Source organism: Trabulsiella guamensis ATCC 49490 (genome assembly GCF_000734965.1).
GTDB classification, from domain to species: Bacteria; Pseudomonadota; Gammaproteobacteria; order Enterobacterales; family Enterobacteriaceae; genus Trabulsiella; species Trabulsiella guamensis.
Genome location: NZ_JMTB01000128.1, coordinates 38,908 through 62,095 on the forward strand (window position 1 = coordinate 38,908; position 23,188 = coordinate 62,095).

At 51.6% G+C, this 23,188-nt stretch carries 12 protein-coding genes, 1 tRNA gene and 3 pseudogenes; 11 read left to right on the plus strand and 5 right to left on the minus strand.

Going from position 1 to position 23,188, the window contains the following annotated elements; genetic code table 11:
* Positions 1-3 precede the first annotated feature (3 nt).
* From GTGU_RS22745 to GTGU_RS22785, 9 genes and pseudogenes are all read left to right on the plus strand, one after another.
* A complete protein-coding gene (locus GTGU_RS22745) occupies positions 4-1,698 on the plus strand; it encodes a ShlB/FhaC/HecB family hemolysin secretion/activation protein (RefSeq protein WP_051857431.1) in 1,695 nt (564 codons plus the stop codon).
* Between the two features lie 11 nt (positions 1,699-1,709).
* Entirely contained in the window at positions 1,710-10,436 is an 8,727-nt protein-coding gene (locus GTGU_RS22750) for a hemagglutinin repeat-containing protein (protein WP_038163081.1), read from the plus strand.
* Between the two features lie 253 nt (positions 10,437-10,689).
* A pseudogene (locus GTGU_RS27115) lies at positions 10,690-11,062 on the plus strand (hypothetical protein); the annotation flags it as partial.
* A 283-nt stretch (positions 11,063-11,345) separates the two neighbouring features.
* Positions 11,346-11,762, plus strand: a complete 417-nt coding sequence (locus GTGU_RS22765; RefSeq protein WP_051857432.1) for a hypothetical protein — start codon at positions 11,346-11,348, stop codon at positions 11,760-11,762.
* 223 nt (positions 11,763-11,985) lie between these two features.
* Positions 11,986-12,237, plus strand: a complete 252-nt coding sequence (locus tag GTGU_RS22770; RefSeq protein WP_038163087.1) for a hypothetical protein — start codon at positions 11,986-11,988, stop codon at positions 12,235-12,237.
* Positions 12,238-12,570: 333 nt separating this feature from the next.
* Positions 12,571-13,092, plus strand: a complete 522-nt coding sequence (locus GTGU_RS22775) for a hypothetical protein (protein ID WP_038163090.1) — start codon at positions 12,571-12,573, stop codon at positions 13,090-13,092.
* 286 nt (positions 13,093-13,378) lie between these two features.
* Positions 13,379-13,777 carry a hypothetical protein gene (locus GTGU_RS25935; RefSeq protein WP_156964239.1) on the plus strand — a complete coding sequence of 133 codons (399 nt, stop codon included), beginning with the start codon at positions 13,379-13,381 and terminating at the stop codon, positions 13,775-13,777.
* 555 nt (positions 13,778-14,332) lie between these two features.
* Positions 14,333-15,085, plus strand: coding sequence for a helix-turn-helix transcriptional regulator (locus GTGU_RS22780; protein ID WP_038163093.1), 753 nt, complete (start codon positions 14,333-14,335; stop codon positions 15,083-15,085).
* 81 nt (positions 15,086-15,166) lie between these two features.
* A pseudogene (locus tag GTGU_RS22785) lies at positions 15,167-16,056 on the plus strand (proline iminopeptidase-family hydrolase).
* Between the two features lie 38 nt (positions 16,057-16,094).
* On the opposite strand, the gene GTGU_RS22790 reads toward GTGU_RS22785, so the two are convergent.
* The 5 genes and pseudogenes from GTGU_RS22790 to glaH all read right to left on the minus strand — a co-directional run bounded on the left by GTGU_RS22790 (position 16,095) and on the right by glaH (position 20,634).
* Positions 16,095-16,171, minus strand: a tRNA-Arg gene (locus GTGU_RS22790).
* 124 nt (positions 16,172-16,295) lie between these two features.
* Positions 16,296-16,988, minus strand: a complete 693-nt coding sequence (csiR, locus tag GTGU_RS22795) for a DNA-binding transcriptional regulator CsiR (protein ID WP_038163099.1) — start codon at positions 16,986-16,988, stop codon at positions 16,296-16,298.
* A 27-nt stretch (positions 16,989-17,015) separates the two neighbouring features.
* On the minus strand, positions 17,016-18,416 hold the full coding sequence (gene gabP, locus GTGU_RS22800; protein ID WP_038163102.1) for a GABA permease: 1,401 nt from the start codon (positions 18,414-18,416) through the stop codon (positions 17,016-17,018).
* Positions 18,417-18,444: 28 nt separating this feature from the next.
* Positions 18,445-19,644, minus strand: a pseudogene (lhgO, locus tag GTGU_RS22805) (L-2-hydroxyglutarate oxidase); the annotation flags it as partial.
* A 27-nt stretch (positions 19,645-19,671) separates the two neighbouring features.
* Complete coding sequence (gene glaH, locus GTGU_RS22810) at positions 19,672-20,634, minus strand: glutarate dioxygenase GlaH (protein WP_038163109.1); 963 nt, start codon at positions 20,632-20,634, stop codon at positions 19,672-19,674.
* Between the two features lie 366 nt (positions 20,635-21,000).
* Between glaH and GTGU_RS22815 the strand changes: the two genes are divergently transcribed.
* Complete coding sequence (locus GTGU_RS22815) at positions 21,001-21,708, plus strand: helix-turn-helix transcriptional regulator (protein WP_038163112.1); 708 nt, start codon at positions 21,001-21,003, stop codon at positions 21,706-21,708.
* Positions 21,709-22,537: 829 nt separating this feature from the next.
* The gene (gene fimZ / locus GTGU_RS22820) at positions 22,538-23,164 is read left to right on the plus strand and encodes a fimbria biosynthesis transcriptional regulator FimZ (RefSeq protein ID WP_038163115.1); all 627 of its coding nucleotides are present in this window, start codon (positions 22,538-22,540) and stop codon (positions 23,162-23,164) included.
* Positions 23,165-23,188: the final 24 nt, after the last annotated feature.

Sequence of the window (23,188 nt, forward strand, 5' to 3'; positions counted from 1 at the left end):
GCAATGGACGGGAATCCACTACGCGGATTTTCCGGCGTCAGGTGCCTCTTCTGTGTCGCCATTCTGGCGGTAGCTTTCTCTCGTGCCACGGCGGCTCCGCTTTCCCCTGCCGACCGCGATACTATTCAGCAGCAGCAGCAACAGTTGCTTGAGCAGAACCAGCGTCAGCGTGATGAACTGGAGCGCAGCACGCCGCTGCCCCGCCCGTCAGCGCCTGCCGTGACGCCGACCACAGAAGGCCCGTGCTTTACCATTTCCCGTATTGAGGTGCGTGGTGCCACTCTGCTCTCTTCACGCGACGCCGATACCGTTACCGCGCCGTGGCTGAACCAGTGCCTGGACATGGCACGACTGACGCAGGTCACTAACGCCGTCTCCGACTGGTATATCAGCCGGGGTTATATCACCAGTCGTGCTTTTCTGACTGAGCAGGACCTCTCCTCCGGTGTGCTGTCTCTCACCGTGCTGGAAGGCCGGTTGCAGCAAATCCGCCTCGACGGCGTGCCGCAGCGGACGCTCGCCATGACCTTTCCCGGGCTGGAAGGAAAAATCCTTAACCTGCGCGATATCGAACAGGGCATGGAGCAACTGAACCGGGTGCGACAGGTTCCGGTGGAGATTGAAATCCAGCCGGGTGAGTCGCAGGGCTGGTCGATTGTCAATCTCACCACTGCCCCGGAATTTCCGCTTAGTGGTTCGGTAAGTTTCGACAACAGCGGGCAGAAAAGCACCGGTACCGGCCAGTTCAGCGGCGCGCTGACCGGCAATAACCTGCTCGGTCTGGCGGATAAATGGTTCGTCAGCGGCGGGCGCAGCAGTGATTTTTCAAACTCGAAAGACGCGCAAAATTTTGCTGCGGGCGTCAGCGTGCCGTACGGCTACAGCCTGCTCGACTACAGCTACAGCTGGAGCAATTACCTCAGCACCATTGATAACAACGGCTGGCCGTGGCGCTCCACCGGTGACAGCGAAACTCACCGCCTCACCGGCTCGTGGGTGGTATTCCGCAATGGCGACATCAAAACCGGGCTTACCACTGGCATCACCCACCGCATCAACCACAACTACCTTGACGACGTGCTGCTGGGCTCCAGCAGCCGCAAGCTCTCCAGCGTGATGCTCGGTATCAACCACACACAAAAAATGTTCGGCGGCGTGGCGACGCTCAATCCGTCCTTCACTCAGGGTGTGCCCTGGCTGGGGGCGGAAGACGATCACGATAAACATGGCGATGTGCCGAAAGCGGAGTTCCGCAAATGGAGCCTCAATGGCAGTTTCCAGCGGCCATTAACGACTGATCTCTGGTGGCTTAGCAGCGTTTATTTTCAGTGGTCACCAGACCGGCTTTACGGCAGCGAGCGCCTGACCCTCGGCGGGGAAAGCTCGGTGCGGGGTTTTAAAGAACAGTATCTTTCCGGCAACAATGGCGGTTATCTGCGAAATGAGCTGAATTACTCGCTGTTTACCCTGCCGTGGATGGGGCAAATCGGCGTGATGGCGGCACTGGATGGCGGCTGGCTGAAACAGGATGGACAGGATCCGTACGCCAGCGGCACGCTATGGGGGGCGGCAGGCGGGCTGACCAGCGCGAACCGCTGGTTTTCGACACAGTTTACCGTGGGAACCCCCGTGAAATACCCGGACTGGCTGGCTCCGGATCATTTCATTACTTATTACCGCGTGGCGGTGGCGTTTTAAGGGCTAAAACGATGAATAACAATCAGACCCGATTTTCTCAGCGCATCCTGAGCTGGCTGTTAAGTACTCTGCTGGCAACACAACCGCTGCTGCCTGCCGTGGCGGCCACCGTCACCCCCACCAGTAACACGCAGATGGACAAAGCGGCCAACGGCGTGCCGGTGGTGAATATCGCCACACCGAATCAATCCGGCATCTCGCATAACAAATACAACGACTACAATGTCGGCAAAGAGGGGCTAATTCTCAATAACGCCACCGGCAAACTCACACAGACGCAACTCGGCGGCATTATCCAGAGCAACCCCAACCTGAAAGCCGGGCAGGAAGCAAAAGGCATTATTAACGAAGTCATCGGCGCGAACCGTTCACAGTTGCAGGGTTATACCGAAGTGGCGGGCAAAGCGGCGAACGTGATCGTCGCCAACCCGTACGGCATCACCTGTAACGGCTGCGGATTTATCAATACCCCAAATGTGACGCTGACCACCGGGAAACCGGTGCTCGATGCCAGCGGTAATCTGCAGTCGTTTGATGTCACTCAAGGCAATATTACCATTGAAGGCCAGGGGCTCGACGGCAGCCAGAGCGATGCGGTGTCGATCCTCTCACGCGCCACGGACATTAACGCTGCGCTGCATGCGAAAGACCTGACGGTTATCACCGGTGCCAACCAGGTGACGGCGGACGGTCGTGTCAGCGCACTGGAAGGTGAAGGCGAGGTGCCGAAAGTCGCTATTGATACCGGTGCCCTCGGCGGGATGTACGCCAACCGCATCCACCTGGTCTCCAGCGAAAGCGGCGTCGGGGTGAACCTCGGTAACCTGAATGCCCGTAGTGGCGACATTACGCTGGATGCGAACGGCAGACTGACCGTCAACAACAGCCTCGCCATGGGCGCCATCAGCGCAAAAGGCCAGAGCATTACACTCACCGGCGACCATAAAGCAGGCGGCAACCTGACTGTCAGCAGCCAGAGCGATATTGCCCTCGGCAACGGAACGCTTAACAGCGACAACGACCTCAGCCTGACCGCCAGCGGCAACATCACTCAGCAGAATGAAAAACTGACTGCCGGACGGGATGCGAATCTGCAAGCGAAAACCCTCACTCAGGACAGTAACAGTCAGTCCGATGCCGCCCGCCACATCGCCCTGAACGCCAGCGACAGCGTGGCGACGCAGGGTCGCCTGACCGCCGGGCAGAACCTGAGCGTCACCACCGGTACGCTCAGCCACAGCGGTGAACTGGTCGCCGGTAATGCCCTGTCGCTGAATGCCGCCAGCCAGACGCTGAACGGTGCGATAAACGCAACCGGCGATATCGCGGTGCAGGGGCAGAACCTCACCACCACGACCGCCTCGCAGATGCAGGGCCGCAACCTGACGATCAATGCTAAACAGGCCACACTGGCCGGGACTCAGGCGGCGAGAAACCAGTTAAACATCACCGCCAGCGAACGCCTGGCCCACAGCGGTAAAAGCAGTGCAGAGGTGCTGAACGTCAGTGCTCCGGCACTGATTAACCAGGGGGTGATGGTCGCCACCACGCTGGATGCACAATCGCAAACGCTGATCAACAGCGGCCTGTTGCTGGGGGATTCGACGCTGTTGCTAAATACCCAACAACTCGACAACCAGCAGGCCGGAACACTGTACAGCGCGGGTGCGCTGAATATCACCGCCGGGCAGCTCACCACGGCAGGTACCTTACAGGGTGAAAACGTCACGCTGACCGGCACGGACTGGAACCACAGCGGCAGCCTGCTGGCGACCGGCGATCTCTTCGCAAATACCGGCACACTTATCAATACTGGCGATATCATGAGCCAGGGCAGCACCACGCTGAAGGCGGAGAGCACCGACAACCTGGGCAAACTGCTTTCTACCGGGGCGTTAAACCTCTCGGGTACTACGCTGAATAACCGTGCCACGGGTACCCTTCTGACCGCCGGAGATCTGGACGTCACCACGAAAGCCATCAATAACCAGGGGCAGTGGCAAGGAAAGCGGGTACTGATTGACGCGCAATCGCTGGATAACAGCGGTGTGATTCAGGCAGCAGAGACGCTGACAGCAAACCTCACAGACCACCTCACCAACTCGACAGGCAGTAAGCTCATTTCGAATGGCGAGATGACACTCAGTGCGCTCAACCTCAACAACAGCGGACGCATGCAAGCAGACTCCCTCACCCTGCATAGCAATGGCGATATGAACAACACCGAAGATGGCGTGTTGTTGAGCCAGAACGCCCTCAATATGTCCACCGCGACGCTGACCAACAAAGGCACGCTGCAGGGCGAAAATCTGCAGGTAATGACGGATACGTTCACCAACAGCGGCACCGTGCTTGGCACCACTGCTCTCACCGTGAAGGGCGATACCGTCAACAACCAGACAGGCGGTAAACTGTTCAGTGCCGGAAATCTGTTGCTCGACAGCAACACCCTCAACAGTGCCGGTCAGGTCGTCGCACTCGGTGATACCACCCTGAAACTGGTTAGCGCCCTCACCCATAGCGGTACGCTGGCGGCGGGCAATCTGCTCTCCGTGACATCGCAGGGAGCCATCGCCAGTAACGGCATCATGCAAGGCAACGGTCTGATGTTCAGCGCTGGCGGCGCATTAACCAATAATGGTCAACTGGCTACCGGCACGGCCAACAGCACGTTCAATGCGCAGAGCATTTTGCTTGGTGAAACGGGAACGCTTTCGGCTAATGGTGATGTGCAGATGACCAGCCGTGGCGATATCACGGTGAATGGTTTTCTCGGTGCTGCAGGCAACCTGACGATGAACGCTGCCGGAACGCTGCTGAACACCGCGTTGATTTATGCCGGTAACGATCTCTCCCTTTTTGCTGACAAGCTGCATAACATCTACGGCAATATTCTGGCAGGAAATAGCCTGTGGATGCAGAAGAATGCAGCGGGCGCGACGAATACAGAAGTAGTTAACCGTTCCGGTAATATCGAGACCACACAGGGAGATATTACGATAGCGACAGGGCATTTGCTGAATGAGCGTGATGGGTTGTCGGTGGTGGAATCTGAATACACTAACCCAGTAGCTCCGAAAAGTACGCTTGTGGTTAATATAATGGATGTACCCATCGAGAAGCTTGGTTACTACCTGTATTTAGAATGTAGAGGTGCAGCGAATGAGCATTGTTCTACGAACGTACAGTTTGTTCTGTCCGAGAACGATAAACAGCAGGTATTGGTTAAAGAAAAAACCGTGGTAGCGACCGCAAACGGAGGTGCTGCACGTATCGCTGCCGGGCGTGACGTTACGATTGCAGCGGATGCACTTGATAATAAAGCCAGTAATATCCTTGCATCGCGGAACATCAGTTTATCCGGTCAGACATTCAATAACTATTCTGCTGAAACCAGTAAAACCAGCTATTACGGTGTTTATAATTATACATGCACATATACTTACGCTTGCGAACAGGATTTGAGATTTGGCCTCACTGATAGCACCATTAAAAGCATTGCGCATACGTATGGTAGCGATGTTGAGTATCTTAATTTCACCTACACTCTTCAGTCCGGACTAAAAGAAGTCTCCGAGAAATCGCCGTCAACGCTTTATCGTTCTGTTATTCAGGCGGGTGGCAATGTTAACGCCAATTTCACCAGTAACATCAGCAATACCACTACGACAGCAAATGCCGGACAAATCAGCAATACCATCAATGCTCCTTCGCTGAACACTCTCAGCACGCAAGTCGTTAGTGATGTGGAACACACACAATCGCTCACGGACGCGGACACTGTCGCCGTCAACTCCCCCAAATGGCGCGATGAAGTCAATGATGCATTACAAAACCTGGCTGGTGGCGATCCGCTGGATAATTCAGGTACCAGCGCTTATCCCCTCCCCTCGGGCAATAACGGCTATTTTGTAACGTCCACCGATCCGGACAGCCCTTATCTTATTACTGTTAACCCGAAACTCGACGGACTCGGTCAGCTCGACCCCAGCCTGTATGGCGACCTTTATGCGCTGCTGGGCATGCAACCTGGCGACGCACCACGTGAAACGAACAGTGCGTTTACCGATCAGAACCAGTTCCTGGGATCGTCGTATTTTCTCGACCATCTCGGCCTCAACCCGGACAACGACTATCGTTTCCTCGGTGATGCGGCATTTGATACCCGCTACGTCAGTAATTACATCCTCAACCAGACCGGCAGTCGCTACATCAACGGTATTGGATCCGATCTGGATCAGATGCGCTACCTGATGGATAACGCTGCGGCCGCGCAGGACGCACTTGGCCTGCAGTTTGGCGTCGCGCTGACGGCCGCGCAGATCGCCGCGCTCGATCAGAGCATCCTGTGGTGGGAATCCGCGACCATCAACGGCCAGACGGTGATGATTCCGAAAGTGTATTTGTCACCGAAAGACGTTGCCGTGCAGAACGGCAGCGTGATCAGCGGTAACAACGTTCAACTGGCTGGCGGTACTGTCATCAACGATGGCAGCACCATTACTGCGCAGAACGCATTAGCTATCGACAGCAGCAATAGCCTCAGCAACCTGAACTCAGGGTTGTTGAATGCAGGCGGGAACCTTGCATTGAGCGCGCTGGGTGACATCAATAACATCAGCTCAGTGATCAGCGGCAAAGCCGTGCAACTGGAAAGCGTGACTGGCAGCATCAGCAATGTCACCAAGACAGATCTGTGGGATATTAATGCGAAGGGGCGTCTCGGTAATGTCCATGTTTCAGGGACAGACGTCGGCCCGACGGCCTCTATCAGCGCGAAGGATTCCCTCGATCTTTCCGCCGGGAAAGATATCAACGTCACTGGCGCTAACGTCGCTGCTGGCGGCGCCCTCACCATGGCGGCGGAAGGCAATATCAACGTTACTGCTAATGAGATCGCAAAGAACGAGAGTCGCACCAGGTTCAGAGGCAAAGGCGATATCAACAATAGCTCGGTGAGCCATCAGGGCAGCAATATTACCGCGGGTGGCAGTCTCGCTATGCAGGCGGGCAACGACCTGAGCGTGGCGGCAAGCAACGTCAGCGCGGACGACAGCGCCCGGCTCGCTGCTGGCAACGATCTTAATCTCAACGCCGGAACTCATCGTGAAAATCACCGCAACGGCAAAAATGAAAGCCACGCCACTGGCGTAGTACGTACGACGGTTTCTGCCGGTGATGACCTGACGCTGGCTGCCGGACGAGACATCACCAGTGAAGCCGCTGGCATTGCCGCAGAAAGCGATGTCTCGATGCAGGCAGGCCGTGACGTCAATCTCCAGGCAGAAGCTACAACAAAAGGCAACAGCAGTCGTAGTAGTAAGAAAACCGTAATTAATGAGTCGGTACGTCAGCAGGGAACGGAAATCGCCAGCGGTGGCGACACCACCATTGTTGCCGGACGGGATATCTCATCAGAAGCCTCATCCGTGACCACTACCGGTGATATTGCACTCAGCGCCGGACGTGACGTTACGCTGACCACCGCCACCGAAAGTGATTATCACTACAAAGAAGAGAAGAAGAAAAGCGGCGGTTTTCTCAGCAAAAAAACAACTCACACCATTGAAGAAGACAGTGCTACCCGTGAGATCGGTTCATTGCTTTCGGGCGATAAGGTGACGGTCAGCGCAGGAAATAATCTGCTGGTCAAAGGCTCTGCTGTCGCGGGCGATGGCGATGTGGCGTTGAATGGCGGTAACAATGTGGACATCATCGCTGCCACTAACACCAATACCACCTGGCGCTTTAAGGAAACGAAAAAATCAGGTCTGATGGGTACTGGCGGCATCGGGTTTAGCATCGGCAGCAGTAAGACCACGCATAATCTTCGGGAGAAAGGTACCACACAGAGTCAGAGCTTCAGCACCGTGGGCTCGACGGGCGGTAGCGTGGCGATTTCTGCGGGCAGCCAGGCGTATTTTGGCGGCGCTGACGTCATCGCTCAAAAGGATCTTGCTGTCACTGGCGGCAATGTGTTGATCGAACCGGGGCACGACAAACGCACCCGCGACGAACGGTTTGAGCAAAAAACCAGCGGTCTGACGGTGGCGTTGTCAGGTATGGCTGGCAGTGCGGTAAACAACGTCGTCTCGGCGACCCAGAGCGCGAAGAATAGCAGCGACTCCCGGCTGGCTGCTTTACAGGGGACTAAAGCCGTACTCTCAGGCGTGCAGGCCGGACAGGCAGTCGCACTGGATCAGGCAAAAGGCGGCGGTGATAAATCTAACAACAATACCATCGGTATCAGTGCGTCTTTGGGAACACAGTCGTCAAAATCGACCTCTCATATGGAGCAGGATTCGACGACGGGCAGCCGACTGAACGCTGGCAACAACGTCACGATTGCCGCCACAGACACAGATATCACCATCGCGGGCAGTGAAGTGAAGGCCGGTAAAGATATCACGCTGGATGCTGCGCGGGACGTGAATCTGATTGCCTCGCAGGATACACAAAAAACCACCGGCAAAAACAGCAGTAGCGGCGGCAGCATTGGTGCCGGTATTGGCGCTGGCTCTGGCGGTATGGGGATCAGCGTGTCGGCTAATGCCAACAGTAGTAAAGGTCATGAGAAAGGAAACGGCACCTGGCAGAACGAAACCACGGTAGATGCCGGTCATCAGGTCACTATCAACAGTGACAGGGATACCACTCTTGCGGGTGCGCAGGTCAGTGGTAATCAGATTACGGCTGATGTTGGTCGCGATTTAACCATCACCAGTACCCAGGACAGCGATCACTACGACAGCAAGCAGAGCAGTATTAGTGGTGGCGTGGGCTACACCTTTGGTGCTGGTACCTTCTCAGCCAGCATCAGTGCCAGCCGTGACAAAATGAAGAGCGATTATGATTCGGTGCAGGAGCAGACGGGTCTCTTCGCCGGGGACGGTGGTTTTGATGTGACAGTGGGTAACCACACCCAACTGGATGGCGGCGTGATAGCCTCCACCGGTCCGGCAGATAAAAACCGGCTGGATACCGACACACTGGGTTTCAGCGACATTCACAACAAAGCCGACTACAAAACCGAGCACCAGGGGGCTGGCTTCAGTACGGGTAGCGGTATCGACAAGCAGCTCGCCGGAAACATGGCAAACACCCTGCTGGCTGGAGGTGGTAACAGCGGTCATGCAGAAGGTACCACACAGGCAGCAGTAAGCGACGGCACCATCATCATCCGTGACAAGGACAGCCAGAAACAGGATGTGGCTGACCTGAGCCGCGACACGGAACATGCCAACGGCAGCATCAGCCCGATATTTGATAAGGAGAAAGAACAGAACCGCCTGCAGGAAATTCAACTGATTGGAGAGATTGGCAGTCAGGCCATGGACATTGCGAGGACGCAGGGGGAGATTGCTAAAGCGAAAGCAATGAAAGATCCTGCAGCGCTGGCGGCGGCGAAAGACAAGCTGCTGAAGGAAGGTAACAGCAACCCGACGCAAGAGCAAATTGCAGACCAGGCAGGCCGGACTGCCATGCAGGATTATGGTACCGGTAGTGATTTGCAGCGTGGTATTCAGGCAGCGACCGCAGCGCTTCAGGGGCTGGCGGGCGGAAATATCGCCGGGGCGTTGGCCGGGGCATCAGCACCGGAGCTGGCATACCTTATCGGTCATGGCATGGGGATTGACAATAATGAGGCAGCAAAAGCCGTTGCTCATGCCATCCTGGGTGCAGTCACCGCTCAGTTGAACGGTGGCAGTGCCGCCGCAGGTGCAGCGGGAGCGGTAACCGGAGAACTGATTGCGCACCAGCTCTTCCCAAATATCCCGAAAGATAAGCTGAGCGAAGAACAGAAACAGCTGATTGTGGCGCTCAGCACCGTAGCGTCTGGTCTTGCAGGGGGTATTGCTGGCAACAGTACAGCCGGTGCATTGACTGGGGCTCAGGCGGGGGAAAATTCGGTGGACAACAATTTTCTGAGTAGCTCATCATCAACAAAACGAGATGAGCTGGCAGAAAAAATACTTAAAGGTGATAAATCCCTACAAACAGCCAAGGAGTTTTTGCAGCTAGAGAATGCGGATGCACGCAGTGATGCACTGGTTGCCAAATTCCGCCAAGATCCAACCTCAATGAGTAGCGCAGACCGTGTTGAGTTAGTGAGTTATCTGAAAATCTATGCTTCTGAGATGCAGGCACAATATGGTGAAGCGGTAACAAAAGAATTAATTGCCGGAATGTTCCTTGGGCAGGATTATCTGAAATCAGCACCACAGACTGAAGCACAACAAAAAGCACAGACTATCATGAATACTTGGAGTTACCATAAATCTAACGCCAGCATTGGAGACCCGGCATTGTTATTTGGTAGCAGTGTCCTTGGTACCACAATAAGAAATGGTATGGCTCTCAATGCTGCGATAGGTACAGCAGTAAATACTGGTGTTCAGCTCAGTGGAAATGAACCATTCAGCTATGTTGATGCCATTATGGCTGGAATAACGTCGGCAGCTACAACAGGTAAAAGTTGGCAGACATCAGCGGCCATCAATATGAGTGGTGCTGCGATTGGTAGTGCTATTAAAGGGGAAGATCCGACTAACTCTGTGATAAGTACTGGCTTTGGTAGCGTAGCTGGTAGTTTAGGGGGAAAAGTTGTTGATTCATTGTCTCCGGTAACCGATCAAGTAACAAAGGATGTTATTAGTGCCGTTACAGGTTCTACTGCATCTGAACTTACAGGAAAAGCTGTAAAAGATGAGTTAGACAAGCGGGAGAAGAAGCAATGAATCTGTTCCGAAAGGTTAGCATCCCTTGGCTTCTTTTCTTGGTTGTGTACTGTACGACTTTAATCTCTGTTGTTCTTTTCATATGCCAGCTAGGAGTATCAACAATTTTCTACTTTAATGATGGATCATTCCTTTTTTCTTGGGAGGAGGCATTACATATTGCATTAAAAAAAGGGAGCATTGCTGGAATAATATTAGGTACAGCAGTATGGTTGAAAAATAAGTTGCATGAGCGTCATAGGAAGAAATAGTCGTTGAGAATAACTATCTTAGCAGCACTCAGGCACTGACTTTTGACAAGGAGTTGTCGGACTGCCGAAAATCCGGTGGTGACTGTCAGGCTGTTATTGATAAATGGAAGAAAGTCAGTGATGAGCAGAGTGCCACCGTTGATGAATGGCTGAAGGACGATCCTTTAACAGCTGTTGGCTGGGATAAGGAAGTTGCGGGGGGCGGATATGATATGACACAGCGCCCTGGCTGGGTAACATTGGCGCAGAAGTAATGACCAGTGATGAAGCCAAAGCCTACGTACAGCAGTGGAATGGCCAAGATTTGGCAAAAATAGATGTAAACAGCTCTGAATGGATGAAATACGCTGTGTTGTGTCAGATCCGGAGAATCAGGCTATTTACCCTGTGGGCTCTTCGCCGTGCGGCAGCTTGTCCAGGTGAAAAAGGCGCGTCGGGCAAAAAGTTGCCACTCCGGAAATGTAGAAGGCAAAAACGGTGGTAACTGACGGAAAGCACAGGGAAAAATTGTTTTCGTCACCACAATCCATGTTAGAGAGAGTTGTTGCTGAGAACAATTACATCAATAGTCCGGACAAGAGTCGTCAGACCTACCTGAATAACAAACAGAATCTGACACCAGCGGAACAGCAGGATCGCGATCAATTAAACCGTAAGGATGTCGAAACCACGGCTGGATGCGATGGAGAAACAGGCAACCTACCAGAGTCTGGGTTATCAGAACCAAAAAGAAACGCAGACGGGTTACCAGCAGATACAACAGTTACTTAATGGCACCAGTGACGAGGCGAAGCAGATCCAGGCACTCTATAATGGCATGGTGGCCGCATATGTTCGTAGTGGGATGAGCGAGGATGCAACCAAATCAGCGGTGAGCTATCAGCTTGGGGCGATGTATATTGCAGGTGGTATTGCCGGGATCGACGCTGGTAAAGCAGCGGATGATGGATTAATACCAGGAGCGAAACCTTCCGGATCTTCAGCAAAACCGGGTAGTGGCAGTGCACAGGCAGAAAGCTCAATTAATAACTTGCTGCTGAGCAGGCTGCTGGGGCCAGGTCTCCCACCAGGATAACTAGTTATTCTCAATATGCTTTGGAGCAAATAGCGGGCAAGGATGGTATAGGTGTAAGCAAAAGTGCAATCGATAATGCCCGGTCAAACCCATTGAAAATAGAATATGTTCCATCAAAATACGGACCAACCTTTAGATATACAGGGAAGGATGCCGCCATTGTTGTAAACCAGGATAGAAAGGTAGTTACAGGTTGGGCTAAATCATCATCGGGAACAGCAAAATGAATGAGATTCTAAATTTTCGTCAGCAAAATTTGATTACTAGTTTATGTAGTTGTGGAGGTGCTTCTAAGCGAGCCCTTGCTGCAAAAGCTATTGTTGGAATGCTTACAACAGATGAGATTGAGGAACTTTGCAACTTAATATCTAATGAATTTATGCTGAATGGCATCACTGAAAGTTTTGAGCCAAATGATTACGGGAAAGAACTCGAAGATTTATTAGATGCTGTGAATAAGACCAGGGTGACGTAGAGCCTAAACGTAGAAAAGAAACTCAGCTACTTGATCTGGGATCTAGAGTGTTTTTTTGCGATGATTAAACTTCGTTCGCTTCTGCGTAATATTAATAAAAAACAAACTATTGGGAGCTCTCCTTCAAACATAAAAAATACCTTATGGTGGGTATTTATGGTGAGTTTAATAAACATTGTTCTTTTTGAGATTGAAACTATAGAATTCGAAATGCGTTTGGACAGAACCTTTTAACCAAGAGAATTTTATAGATAATTAACTAAATCCCGGGCTTGTCTGCCGGTAATGATGACAGCGGCGTAACTATTTAACATTATATTTTGGGGAAAGGATATGAAAAGAATATTGGTAGTTATATTTTTGTTAGTATTAGTAGGATGCTCTAGACCTGGCAAGCCTGCTTTCTACTACCCTTGGACTCAGTATTGGACTGGTGTGAATATTCAACTACCAAAAAATCCTGAATACAATAATGCTTTTCATGGGACGTTACGCCTCGACGATGACGGCGATTATGCAGTGATTGTTATCTATAATGGAGGTAATGTCGTCAGTCATTTTGGCTATGTTACAAAAAGCAATCTTGAAAGCTGGATTAATCTTTATACTGGCTTTTTAAAATGGGATCCAAAGAATTCAGAGCAGATGACAAAGTTCACTATTCCAGACACAGTGTCATATTTTCAAAAAGACTACGATGTTGAATATCGCTTCGTTCACAATAAAAAATTATTTGTCGTCAATAAACATCATTCTGGCGGTTGGTTTATAGATTTCTCTGAAATATCGATGGATGAGGCTAATGTGATGAAAGCACTTGATATCTATGAAGGATTGAGAGAAAAACTTAAGTAGTCACAAACTATGTTGAGAATAACTATCTCATTAATTCAGAGATAAGTCTCCAGATGTATCTTAATAAAAAAAGGAACTGACGTCGGAAGAATAGCAGAAACGCGATCCCCTGAACCGCAAGGATGCGGAAACGACAAAGAACCAGTGGATGCCGCTGTTCTCGTTATATTTTCGATGACCTTAGCCTAGATGTAGCAAAAAATTCAATTTGTCCTACAACGACTCAATTGTATCCAGGCATCAAAAAGAGTAGACTTTAAAACTGATTTAAATAAGGATTGAATTAATGAAGTTAATTTATCTAAAAACTCTTTTCTTACCTATTATAGCATTTTCTATTACGGGATGTCCCACATCAGGAACTTTTACACCTGATCTAGAAAACTATACTGGAGCGGATGCTTCAACAATATACCTGCACACTAACAACAAAAGTGAGCATTCTCTCGTCACCTATACATTCAACAATAAAGATAATTGTTATGAAAAAGAAAATTCAGAGCAATTAACAACTCTCGATACGTTTACACGTAACGAGTCAGTTGAATTAAAAAGATATACCATAAGGCCTAATAGAACATATGCTTTAAGAACAATTAGCTATAGCGATAATAGAAGTTATATCTCATCACGTTCATTCATACCAGAACCAAAAAAATTTATTATATTAACGATACGTCAATAGTAATCATTCCTGACAATACAGCAAAAGAATTCTTAGATAGACTACCTGACATACCCCCTCAGGAATTAGATTTAATGTCTAAACCAAAATTCTGGGATATCAAGAATAAAACTTGTAGTAATTTTCTGACCGGACGTTTGTAATCGCGGGTAGCTGGTCAGCGGAATGTATACAGAGAATTTCCGTTGTTCTGACATTGGTGAGTCGTTGCAGCTCTGTATTCAGAGTTGTGACCACTAAAGATTCGCTTACCCGGTCACGGTCTTACCGTCTTTATCATCACTCTGACCGCTATACCCCACTCGTTCCGCGCCAGTTGCTTATTTCGATGACGGCTGCGCTATGCGCCCCCCCACAAAGTGCAACATCATCCCCCCGTTATCGGTTTTTGTTCGGAAGAATTCAATTACGCTAACGTTATCAATGGGAGCCGGGTAATCAGCAAAAGTACGCGTTTTTACCGGCGCCCTGAGCGGCACCAAAATTGCATAATTCAGTATGAGTTTGCACAAACCATGCCCGTGGCGTGGCACCGTTCAACGTGAGGGGATAAGCATGAAAGTTGAGATCAAGCGCCCTGGAAACACGGATTCCACCAGGCTTAAAGAGGCGTTCACCAGGCTGTTTGCCCGGACGCAATCATTGGGTTTTGATGCAGTGATTTACCACTATACGCCGGTTCCGCGTTCGCCTGAGGGGGAACTGATTACCCCTTCGCTACTGGAAATGCGTAATGCGCCGGACGATATGCACCAGTTATGGTGCGAGCGCGGCTATTATCAGGCCGACCCGGTGCAACATTACGCATTGCAGAGCTGCGCGCCTTTTGTCTGGTCATATCAACACCCGGCAAGCAGCGTGCTGCGCCATATGCTGGACAATAACGCGCGTGAAGTCAGCCGCTACATGTGCGAGAACAATATGTCCAGTGGCGCAACCGTACCGTTGCATCTACCGAATGGCGGATTTGTTACCCTGACAGGCATTTTAACCAGCCAGCATCCGCCTCCTGGTATCAATGATACTCTCGCCCGGATGATGTTTCTTGCACATCACTTTCAGGAGACAGCTTTTCCACTGTTTGACGCCTCAATGCGTACCTGTCACCACATCCGACTACGCAACCGCGAGCGCGAATGTCTGGCGTGGTCCGCCGAAGGGCTGACGGCAAAACAAATCGCCCGTAAACTGCATCGATCGGTCGCAACGATCACGCTGCATCTGAACACGGCGGCGAAAAAACTCGGCGCGACGAATCGCGTACAGGCTGTGGTACGCGCGATGCACTACCGCCTGCTCGACAGTTAAGAACTAGCATTTTTACTAGTATTCAACGCGGCCCTGGACGTTCTACCCTGAGAGTTGGTTCACTTCAAAGGAAAACGTCCCATGTACACCATTCGCGAAGGCTTTGCACCCTTTCAGGGCTATCAGACCTGGTTTCGCATCTGCGGCGATCTGCATAACGGGCAGACGCCGCTGGTAGTGGCTCATGGCGGCCCGGGCTGTACTCATGATTATGTTGATGCGTTTAAAGATATTACCGAAACCGGACGCGCCGTTATCCATTACGATCAACTGGGAAACGGACGTTCAACCCATCTGCCAGATGTCGATCCCTCATTCTGGCAACCATCCCTTTTTCTTGACGAGCTGACTAACCTGCTTCTGACGCTGGGAATTGAGGACGATTACGCGTTGCTCGGTCAGTCCTGGGGCGGAATGCTGGCGGCGGAACATGCCGTCACGCAGCCATCAGGCCTGAAAGCGCTCATCCTCGCCGACACTCCGGCGTCCATGGCGCTGTGGATGGAGGCTGCCGCCAGACTCCGCGCTGAGCTGCCAGCGGAAGTGCAGGCCACGTTGCTGGAACATGAAAAAGCGGGAACGCTCGACAGTGAGGAATACAAAGCGGCAAGTATGGTTTTTTATCAGCGCCATGTTTGCCGCCTTGATCCCTGGCCAGAAGAACTCTTGCGTACCTTTGCAGCGCTGGAGTCCAACCCTGGTGTGTATCTGGCCATGAACGGTCCCTCGGAATTTAACATTATTGGCTCGTTGAAAAACTGGAGCATTGTTGACCGGCTCGGGAAAATTGCGGTGCCAACCCTGCTCATTTCCGGACGTTACGACGAGGCAACCCGGAAGTTGTGCAGCCTTTTATGGACAAGATAACCGGCGCGCAGTGGGTCATTTTTGAGAACTCCAGCCATATGCCCAATATCGAAGAGCGGCAACGCTGTATGCAAACCGTCGGGGATTTTCTGAAGGCAAACTGAAACCGCTTGACTGGGGAATAATAGAGTTGACAAGGAAATGGCACGCCCTACAGGATTCGAACCTGTGACCTACGGCTTAGAAGGCCGTTGCTCTATCCAGCTGAGCTAAGGGCGCACTGAGAAGTCAGAAACTTCGCGGTGTGAAACGCCTGGAATTATACGGTCAACGCCTGCTGAGTCAATGGCTTTTCCCCCAACCCGGCGTTTCTACTGCGCTATTGCTTATTTGCTAACCGGAATCATACTGCACTCTGCTGACGCCTCTGCGCCATCGCTTGCTGGATAATGGGAATGGGCGTCAGCAAGTGCTGGCGCATCCGTTCGCTGGCAAGACTGGCGTCGCGCGCCAGTATCGCTTCGACCAGTTCCTGATGCTGGTCGTGTTTGTCTTCCAGCATCTCGACCGATAACACCGTTTCGCGCAGCCAGATAAACCGGTAGCGCGCAGCAAGGTCAAACAGCCGCTCGCGCATCTGCAACAGATACTGCGAGCCGCAGCCATTCACAATCGCCGTGTGGAACGCCTGATGCCGCTGGTCCCACTCCTCAAGCATCCCTTCGCTCGCTTTGCTGGCGGAGAGTTTATTCAGCATGTGCGCCCGCGCCAGAATTTCCGCTTCCCATGCGTCCCCTCCCCGCGCAATTGCCAGCCCCACCAGCATCGCCTCCATACTGGCGCGCGCATCGAAGATATCGAGTAGCTCCGTTTCTGACATCGGCGCCACGCGATAGCCTTTTTGATTCACTACTGTAACCAGTCGCTCGGCCACCAGTTGCGATAACGCCTCCCGCAGCGGCCCGACGCCCAGTTCGTAACGAGACGTCAGCAGGCTCATTCGCAGTTTCTCTTCCGGTTGCCAGACGCCGCGAATAATGTCGTTCTTAAGCCGCCGGTAACCGTCAAACGCGGTTGAATGGATCGAGGCTGTCATAGCAAAAGCTCCTGCAGGGCGTCACGTTTAACGCAGATTCTGTAGTGGTGATTTTTGCCACAATACCCGATTTTTCCAGCGAGACATAACCGGCACCGTGCAGATAATCCCCAGCCCTAACAACGCGGTAGAGATAACTTCAATGCGCTGCGCCGGACGGAACAGCATCACCACCAGCACCATCGTAATAAACGTGATGACAAGCCAGGTCAGCCACGGATAAAGCCACATGCGTAGTTTAATGTCGCCCCCTTCAGCCAGCAGAATTTTGCGCATCCGCAGTTGCGAAACCGCAATCACCAGATAAACCAGCAGAGCAATCGCGCCCGAACTGTCGATGAGGAACTTAAATACCTTCGCCGGCGCATAGTAATTGACGACTACCGTGACAAAAGCCGCGCCGGTTGACAGCAATACCGCCACATACGGCGTTTTGCTGCGATTGGTGGCACCCATCACGGCGGGCGCATCACCACGACGGCTCAGGGAATAAAGCATACGCGATGCGGTGTACAGCGCTGAATTAAGGCAACTGGTTACCGACAGCAAAATCACACCATCCATAATCACTCTGGCGTATGGGATCTGTAGCAGTTCCAGCACTGAACGGTATGAGCCCACGCTGCGAAGCCCAGGTGAGTTCCACGGGATCAGCGCCACCACCACAAAAATCGAACAAAGATAGAAAATGGAAATCCGCCAGATGACCGAATTGGTCGCCCGCACGATGTGTTTGTCCGGCGTATCAGATTCCGCCGCCGCGATAGTGACAATCTCCGCGCCCATAAACGAGAACATGGTGATCAACATGGCGCTCAGCACAGCGCCGAAGCCGTTGGGCATAAAACCGCCGTAGTTCCACAGTCGCGAGATACCGCTGACTTCCGTCGACGGCCAGAAACCGCTGATCGCCACCGCGCCAATGGCGATGAACGCCAGAATGGCAATCACTTTGCACAGCGCCAGCCAGAACTCAAACTCACCGTAATTTTTAACGCTCAGCAAATTACTGCCGGTTAATGCTAGGGTGATCGCCAGCGAAAAGAGCCAGATCGGCACCGCGGGGATCCAGCCATGCAGAATGGTTGCGGCGATGTTAGCTTCCAGTGGGATCACCAGCACCCAGAACCACCAGTAGAGCCAACCGATGGTGTAACCGGCCCAACGGCCAATCGAGCGTTCGGCATAGGTCGAAAACGACCCGGTATCGGGTGAGGCGACCGCCATTTCAGCGAGCATGCGCATGATCAGCACCACCAGCAGACCAGCAAACAGGTAAGCCAGTAACACAGCAGGTCCTGCTTCGGCAATCGCCACGCCGGATCCGACAAATAAGCTGGCGCCGATCACCCCGGCGATGGAAAGCATCGTAACATGACGCGACTTTAGCCCGCCGCCAAGCGTATGTGATTCAGACGATTGTCCCATGTTTTTTTCTCCCGATAGTCGTGGTTTGCTGGCTGTCGAGCAGACGCTGCACTTTACTGACAATGTGCGCGCCGATAGGAATGGCCGACGTCGCGGCCGGCGACGGTGCGTTACAGGTATGAATCGAGCGTGGTGTGGTGACGAACAGAAAATCGTCGATGAGCTTGCCATCCGGTGAAACCGCCTGTGCTCTGACGCCCGCGGGCCAGGGCTGTAAATCGTCGGCACGCAGGCTGGGGCAGTACTTTTGCACCAGCCGCAGATAACCGCTTTTACACAGCGAATTCTTCATTTCGTGTAGCCCGGCACGCAGGTTGCCGTTCAGCACGCGGCGAATCCCTGGTGAGCGCAGAATTTCCAGTGTGTCGTGCAGCGAAATGTCGCGCTTACGATACCCTTCGCGCTTGAAGGCCAGCACAGCGTTGGGGCCGACCGTCACGCTGCCGTCAATCATGCGCGTCAAGTGCACGCCGAGAAACGGCATCGCCGGGTCGGGAATCGGATAAATAAGATGGTTGACGATCTGATTATGCTGCGGAGCGAGGCGGAAATATTCCCCGCGGAACGGGCAGATAATAAAACCCGGATCAATTCCCAACATGCTAACCAGCCTGTCGGCCATCAGTCCGGCGCAGGTGATGAGCGTCGAGGCTTCAAACTCCTGCCCCTGCTTCGTTCTTACCACCACACCGGTCGCATGTTCTTTCAGCGCGATGACCTCTGCGCCGTAAACAATCTCACCGCCGCTGTCGCGAAACCGTTTTGCCATCGCCTCCGTGACGTCGCGATAGCTGACGATCCCACTGGAGGGAACAAAAATACCGCCCAGCCCCCGGATGTTCGGTTCACGCTCACGCAGTTCTTCCGCACTCAGCCAATAGCGTTCCAGTTGGTTTTCGGCAGTGCGATCCCACAGCGCCCGCATGCGCTCCATTTCCAGCGGCGAAGTGGCGACCAGCATTTTTCCGCAGGTTTCGAAGCGAATATCGTTTTGCTCGCAAAAGGCTTTTGTCGCCCGGTTTCCGGCGAGACAAAACTGCGCTTTCAGCGTACCGGGGGTGTAATAGACACCGGCGTGGATCACCCCGCTGTTGTGCCCGGTCTGGTGCTGCGCGGCGGCAGACTCTTTCTCCAGTAACGCAATCCGGGCGTCAGGATAGACGCCCGCCAGTTGCATGGCGGTCGACATCCCAATGATGCCGCCGCCGATAATCACAAAATCATACATCCAGGGAATTCCTTCGCCAGTGAGGGGTTACGGCGTTGCCGGATCGCAGAAATAACCACGCTGGCGCATCAATTCACGGCGCAGATCCGGGTGTGGTGTGAAACGATCGCGCCCGTGCAGCCAGAAGAGATTGTTGATCAGCAGGAACTGGCCGACCGGCACCGGCACGGAAAGGATCTGCTTACTGGTTTCCAGCGCATCCGAGAGCGCGCTCAGCCAGGTTCCCTCTTCCAGATCTTTAGGCTGCACAAACTGGTCGATGTAACGCATCACCGGACGCCCCTGCACATCGACGTCAAACACCGGGTGCCAGATATCCTTACTGACGTTTTTGCTTGGCGGCGCGGCCCAGCGCATCGGACGGCGTGCCAGTGGATGGCTGAAGAAGCGATCCAGATGTTCCCAGTCATCAAGGTGGAGCAGTAGCGAATTTCCCCCCTGCATATTCTGCTCGTCGATTTTCATCATCAGCACATAATCGGTGGGTTCTTCGACGTAGGTTCCGTCGTTATGCAACTCCATAACGCGATGCGGCTGGCGCAAATAACTGTCAGAATTATCGACATTTTTAACGACAAACCGGGCGTAGTACTGGCCACTCATCGCATCAAAATTGGAGCGTCCTACCAGGTGCGCGACGGCGGTCGACAGTTTGACCATTTCGTCTGCCTGGGCCACGTTATCCAGCCCGGGTGCCGCTACCAGCAACGCCCCTTCACTGCGTGACAGCAGTGTCTTAAACAGTAGCGGACGCAACTGATTACCGCACAGGTCGTCGAGGATTTGAGCTACCCGAAAACGCAGGAAAGATTTGTACTCCAGTGCCTGCACTGGCCACTGCGCTACCTCCTGCAAGAATTGCCGGGTTACCTCCAGCGTAAAGGTAAGTTCCAGAAGTCGTGGCGACTGAGGGGAGGGGGTAACGGCAAAACCCGTAAAGGGACGGGAAAGGTCGGACGGGCTCTGTTTAAGGGCAGTAAGTGCATTCATCAGAATCAATCCTCTCGGTAGAAGGTCAGACTGCGATGGCGTTGTTTATTTCGTAGCCATAATCTAAAAATATCTACATTTTTGAGAATTGCGCATAAAACGCTTTACTTGTTTATTTTTTGTGATCAAAACAACATATATTTAACATTACATTTCACCCTTCCCTCACCCGTAACTGCGAAATATCTCAGGGGGTTTTAAGCATCGCCTGGTTTTTACGCGATCCTCGCTTCGTAACAATAGTGACTCGGCAATACCGCCTCAAAAGCCTGCAATGATTTCAGTTCGTTACCGATAGATAAGAGTATCTGGTTCGCCTGAGACCTTCTGATATTCTCAGCAGGCTTACGACGTGAGAGGGAATTTATGCGCGTGGTGTTACGCAGGGACAGACGTCGTCGCAATGTGAACCTGATGTGCGGGTCACGCTTACCATTACCGCATTATGCGCTGGTTGATCGGGTTGATTTAGTGACGCAACCCGTCGTCATCCGGGCTGCGTCACTGACAGAGAGGCTTATCCTGGTGACGCATGATAATTATCTCGCGAACGGCATTCGTCACAGTCCGCCGCCGCTGACCAGCAGCGCCATTTTCCCCTGCCTTAGGGAAGCAATGCACGCCCGACAGAGGTCGGATTCCGCCCGCGTAATTATTGATCTCAATGGCTGCACCCTTCCTGTGTTCGACGTTCTGCATCAATTACATCTCATCAGCCGACAAAAACCTGGTCTGGCGTTTGACCTGCTGACTGAAACAGATGATCCCGAAATTGTACGATTTATTGAGGCGAGCTGCCTGTGCCGCATTATCGACCGTCGCTTCACGTTAAGTGGTATACAACGGGCGCTGGCGTTTCCGCGCGTGATATTTAATAACCCCAGGGATCGGTTTATCAGCCAGGAGTGGGAAATTATTCGCCTGATGGCCCAGGGTCTGACGTTGCGGAATATCGCCGCTCAGCAACAACGCCCATACCACCGCATTATTTATCGCCTCGCACGCATTCTGGCACTGCTGAAAATAAAGAAACGGCAACAATTCATTCGCTTGCTACAGCGCATAAGCGAGTGAAAACTGTCCGTATTTCTGATTCGGATTAATCCGCTAATAATTCCGCACGCTTAAGAAATTACTTAATTTTTTGTTAAAATATGGTTAATTCATAACATTTGAAAAACGTTTACAACTATTCCTAAAAAACACCTCTAATCAGAATTTATAACCGAAATAACAAAAACCGCTGGTTTATATTGCTACTTATTCTCTTCCCCATCACCATTTCAGAATGGATATTCGATGAAAATATCGACAACCCCTTGTTATTGGCAAGTAAAAACGACGCAGACAGACGATCCTGTGGTAATCGTCGACATTCGCGAGATCACCAACAAACCACAGTAAATATCGAAATAACTGCGATAAATTCTTAATCCAGCCAAAAATTTAACTTCTGCTACGATGACAAACATTCAGAAACTAATTTAACAATAGATCAACAACCAGTCATTAATGTCGTTTTTAATTATTATTTCGATAATTAATTTTACTACATAGACATTTTATAGTCAGTTGAACTAAAACAGAAAATATTGTTACCGGTCGTCAGAACATCCTAATTGCTAAGGATTTTTGGCGGTTTCACAGGCTTTTCCAGGAAAAGTTACACGGTATAATCAGCGATGTCAGGATGAGAAATAATAATATAACATCGTGCTTATTTGCTCTTTTGCAGAATAAATAATCCGCCTTCAAATACATTATCGCTACGAATACAAGGACGCTGTTGCACTTTCCATGGAAACATACTCCAGTATCAGGATTTTTTGATTTTATCCTTCCCGCTTGCGGTGGATCCGAAAAGGATTCGGCACGACTGTTCTAACAATCTGAGGAATAGAAAATGAAACCGGCTTCCGTAATAATTATGGACGAACAGCCCATCGTCAGAATGTCTATCGAAGTATTGTTGCATAAAAATAAAGATATCAGGGTGGTGATGAAAACGGATGATAGTCGGGAATTACTCGATTATCTTCGTAATAATCATACTGACATGGTTATTCTCGATATCGAATTACCCGGCACGGATGGTTTTGCTCTTCTCAAGCGAATCAAGGAGATAAATGACAGAACCAAAGTATTGTTTTTGTCCTCAAAGTCTGAATCCTTCTATGCCGGGCGAGCGGTACGGGCAGGTGCGAACGGGTTTGTCAGCAAACGAAAGGATCAAAACGACATTTATAAAGCAGTGGAAATGCTGCTGGCGGGATATTCTTTTTTCCCCTCAGCATCACTGACAATGATCAACCATTCACGGCGAGGTGATCTTCCTGAACTGCCATTATCAAATCGTGAAGTGACGGTACTACGATATCTGGCCAATGGCCTGACAAATAAAGAGATTGCTGATCAACTATTATTGAGCAATAAAACAATCAGTGCTCATAAATCAAATATATTCAGCAAACTGGGTGTGCATACCATTGTTGAATTGATTGACTATGCGAAAGCTCACGAATTATTGTAATTAACACGAACTCCCGAGCATAAA

Excerpts from the sequence above, each read along its gene's own strand:
- gabP (WP_038163102.1), bottom strand. The coding sequence starts at position 18,416 with ATGGGACAATCGTCTGAATCACATACGCTTGGCGGCGGGCTAAAGTCG.
- GTGU_RS22780 (WP_038163093.1), top strand. The coding sequence starts at position 14,333 with ATGAAAGTTGAGATCAAGCGCCCTGGAAACACGGATTCCACCAGGCTT.
- GTGU_RS22750 (WP_038163081.1), top strand. The coding sequence starts at position 1,710 with ATGAATAACAATCAGACCCGATTTTCTCAGCGCATCCTGAGCTGGCTG.
- GTGU_RS22770 (WP_038163087.1), top strand. The coding sequence starts at position 11,986 with ATGAATGAGATTCTAAATTTTCGTCAGCAAAATTTGATTACTAGTTTA.
- GTGU_RS25935 (WP_156964239.1), top strand. The coding sequence starts at position 13,379 with ATGAAGTTAATTTATCTAAAAACTCTTTTCTTACCTATTATAGCATTT.
- fimZ (WP_038163115.1), top strand. The coding sequence starts at position 22,538 with ATGAAACCGGCTTCCGTAATAATTATGGACGAACAGCCCATCGTCAGA.
- GTGU_RS22815 (WP_038163112.1), top strand. The coding sequence starts at position 21,001 with ATGCGCGTGGTGTTACGCAGGGACAGACGTCGTCGCAATGTGAACCTG.
- GTGU_RS22745 (WP_051857431.1), top strand. The coding sequence starts at position 4 with ATGGACGGGAATCCACTACGCGGATTTTCCGGCGTCAGGTGCCTCTTC.
- glaH (WP_038163109.1), bottom strand. The coding sequence starts at position 20,634 with ATGAATGCACTTACTGCCCTTAAACAGAGCCCGTCCGACCTTTCCCGT.
- GTGU_RS22765 (WP_051857432.1), top strand. The coding sequence starts at position 11,346 with ATGTCGAAACCACGGCTGGATGCGATGGAGAAACAGGCAACCTACCAG.
- csiR (WP_038163099.1), bottom strand. The coding sequence starts at position 16,988 with ATGACAGCCTCGATCCATTCAACCGCGTTTGACGGTTACCGGCGGCTT.
- GTGU_RS22775 (WP_038163090.1), top strand. The coding sequence starts at position 12,571 with ATGAAAAGAATATTGGTAGTTATATTTTTGTTAGTATTAGTAGGATGC.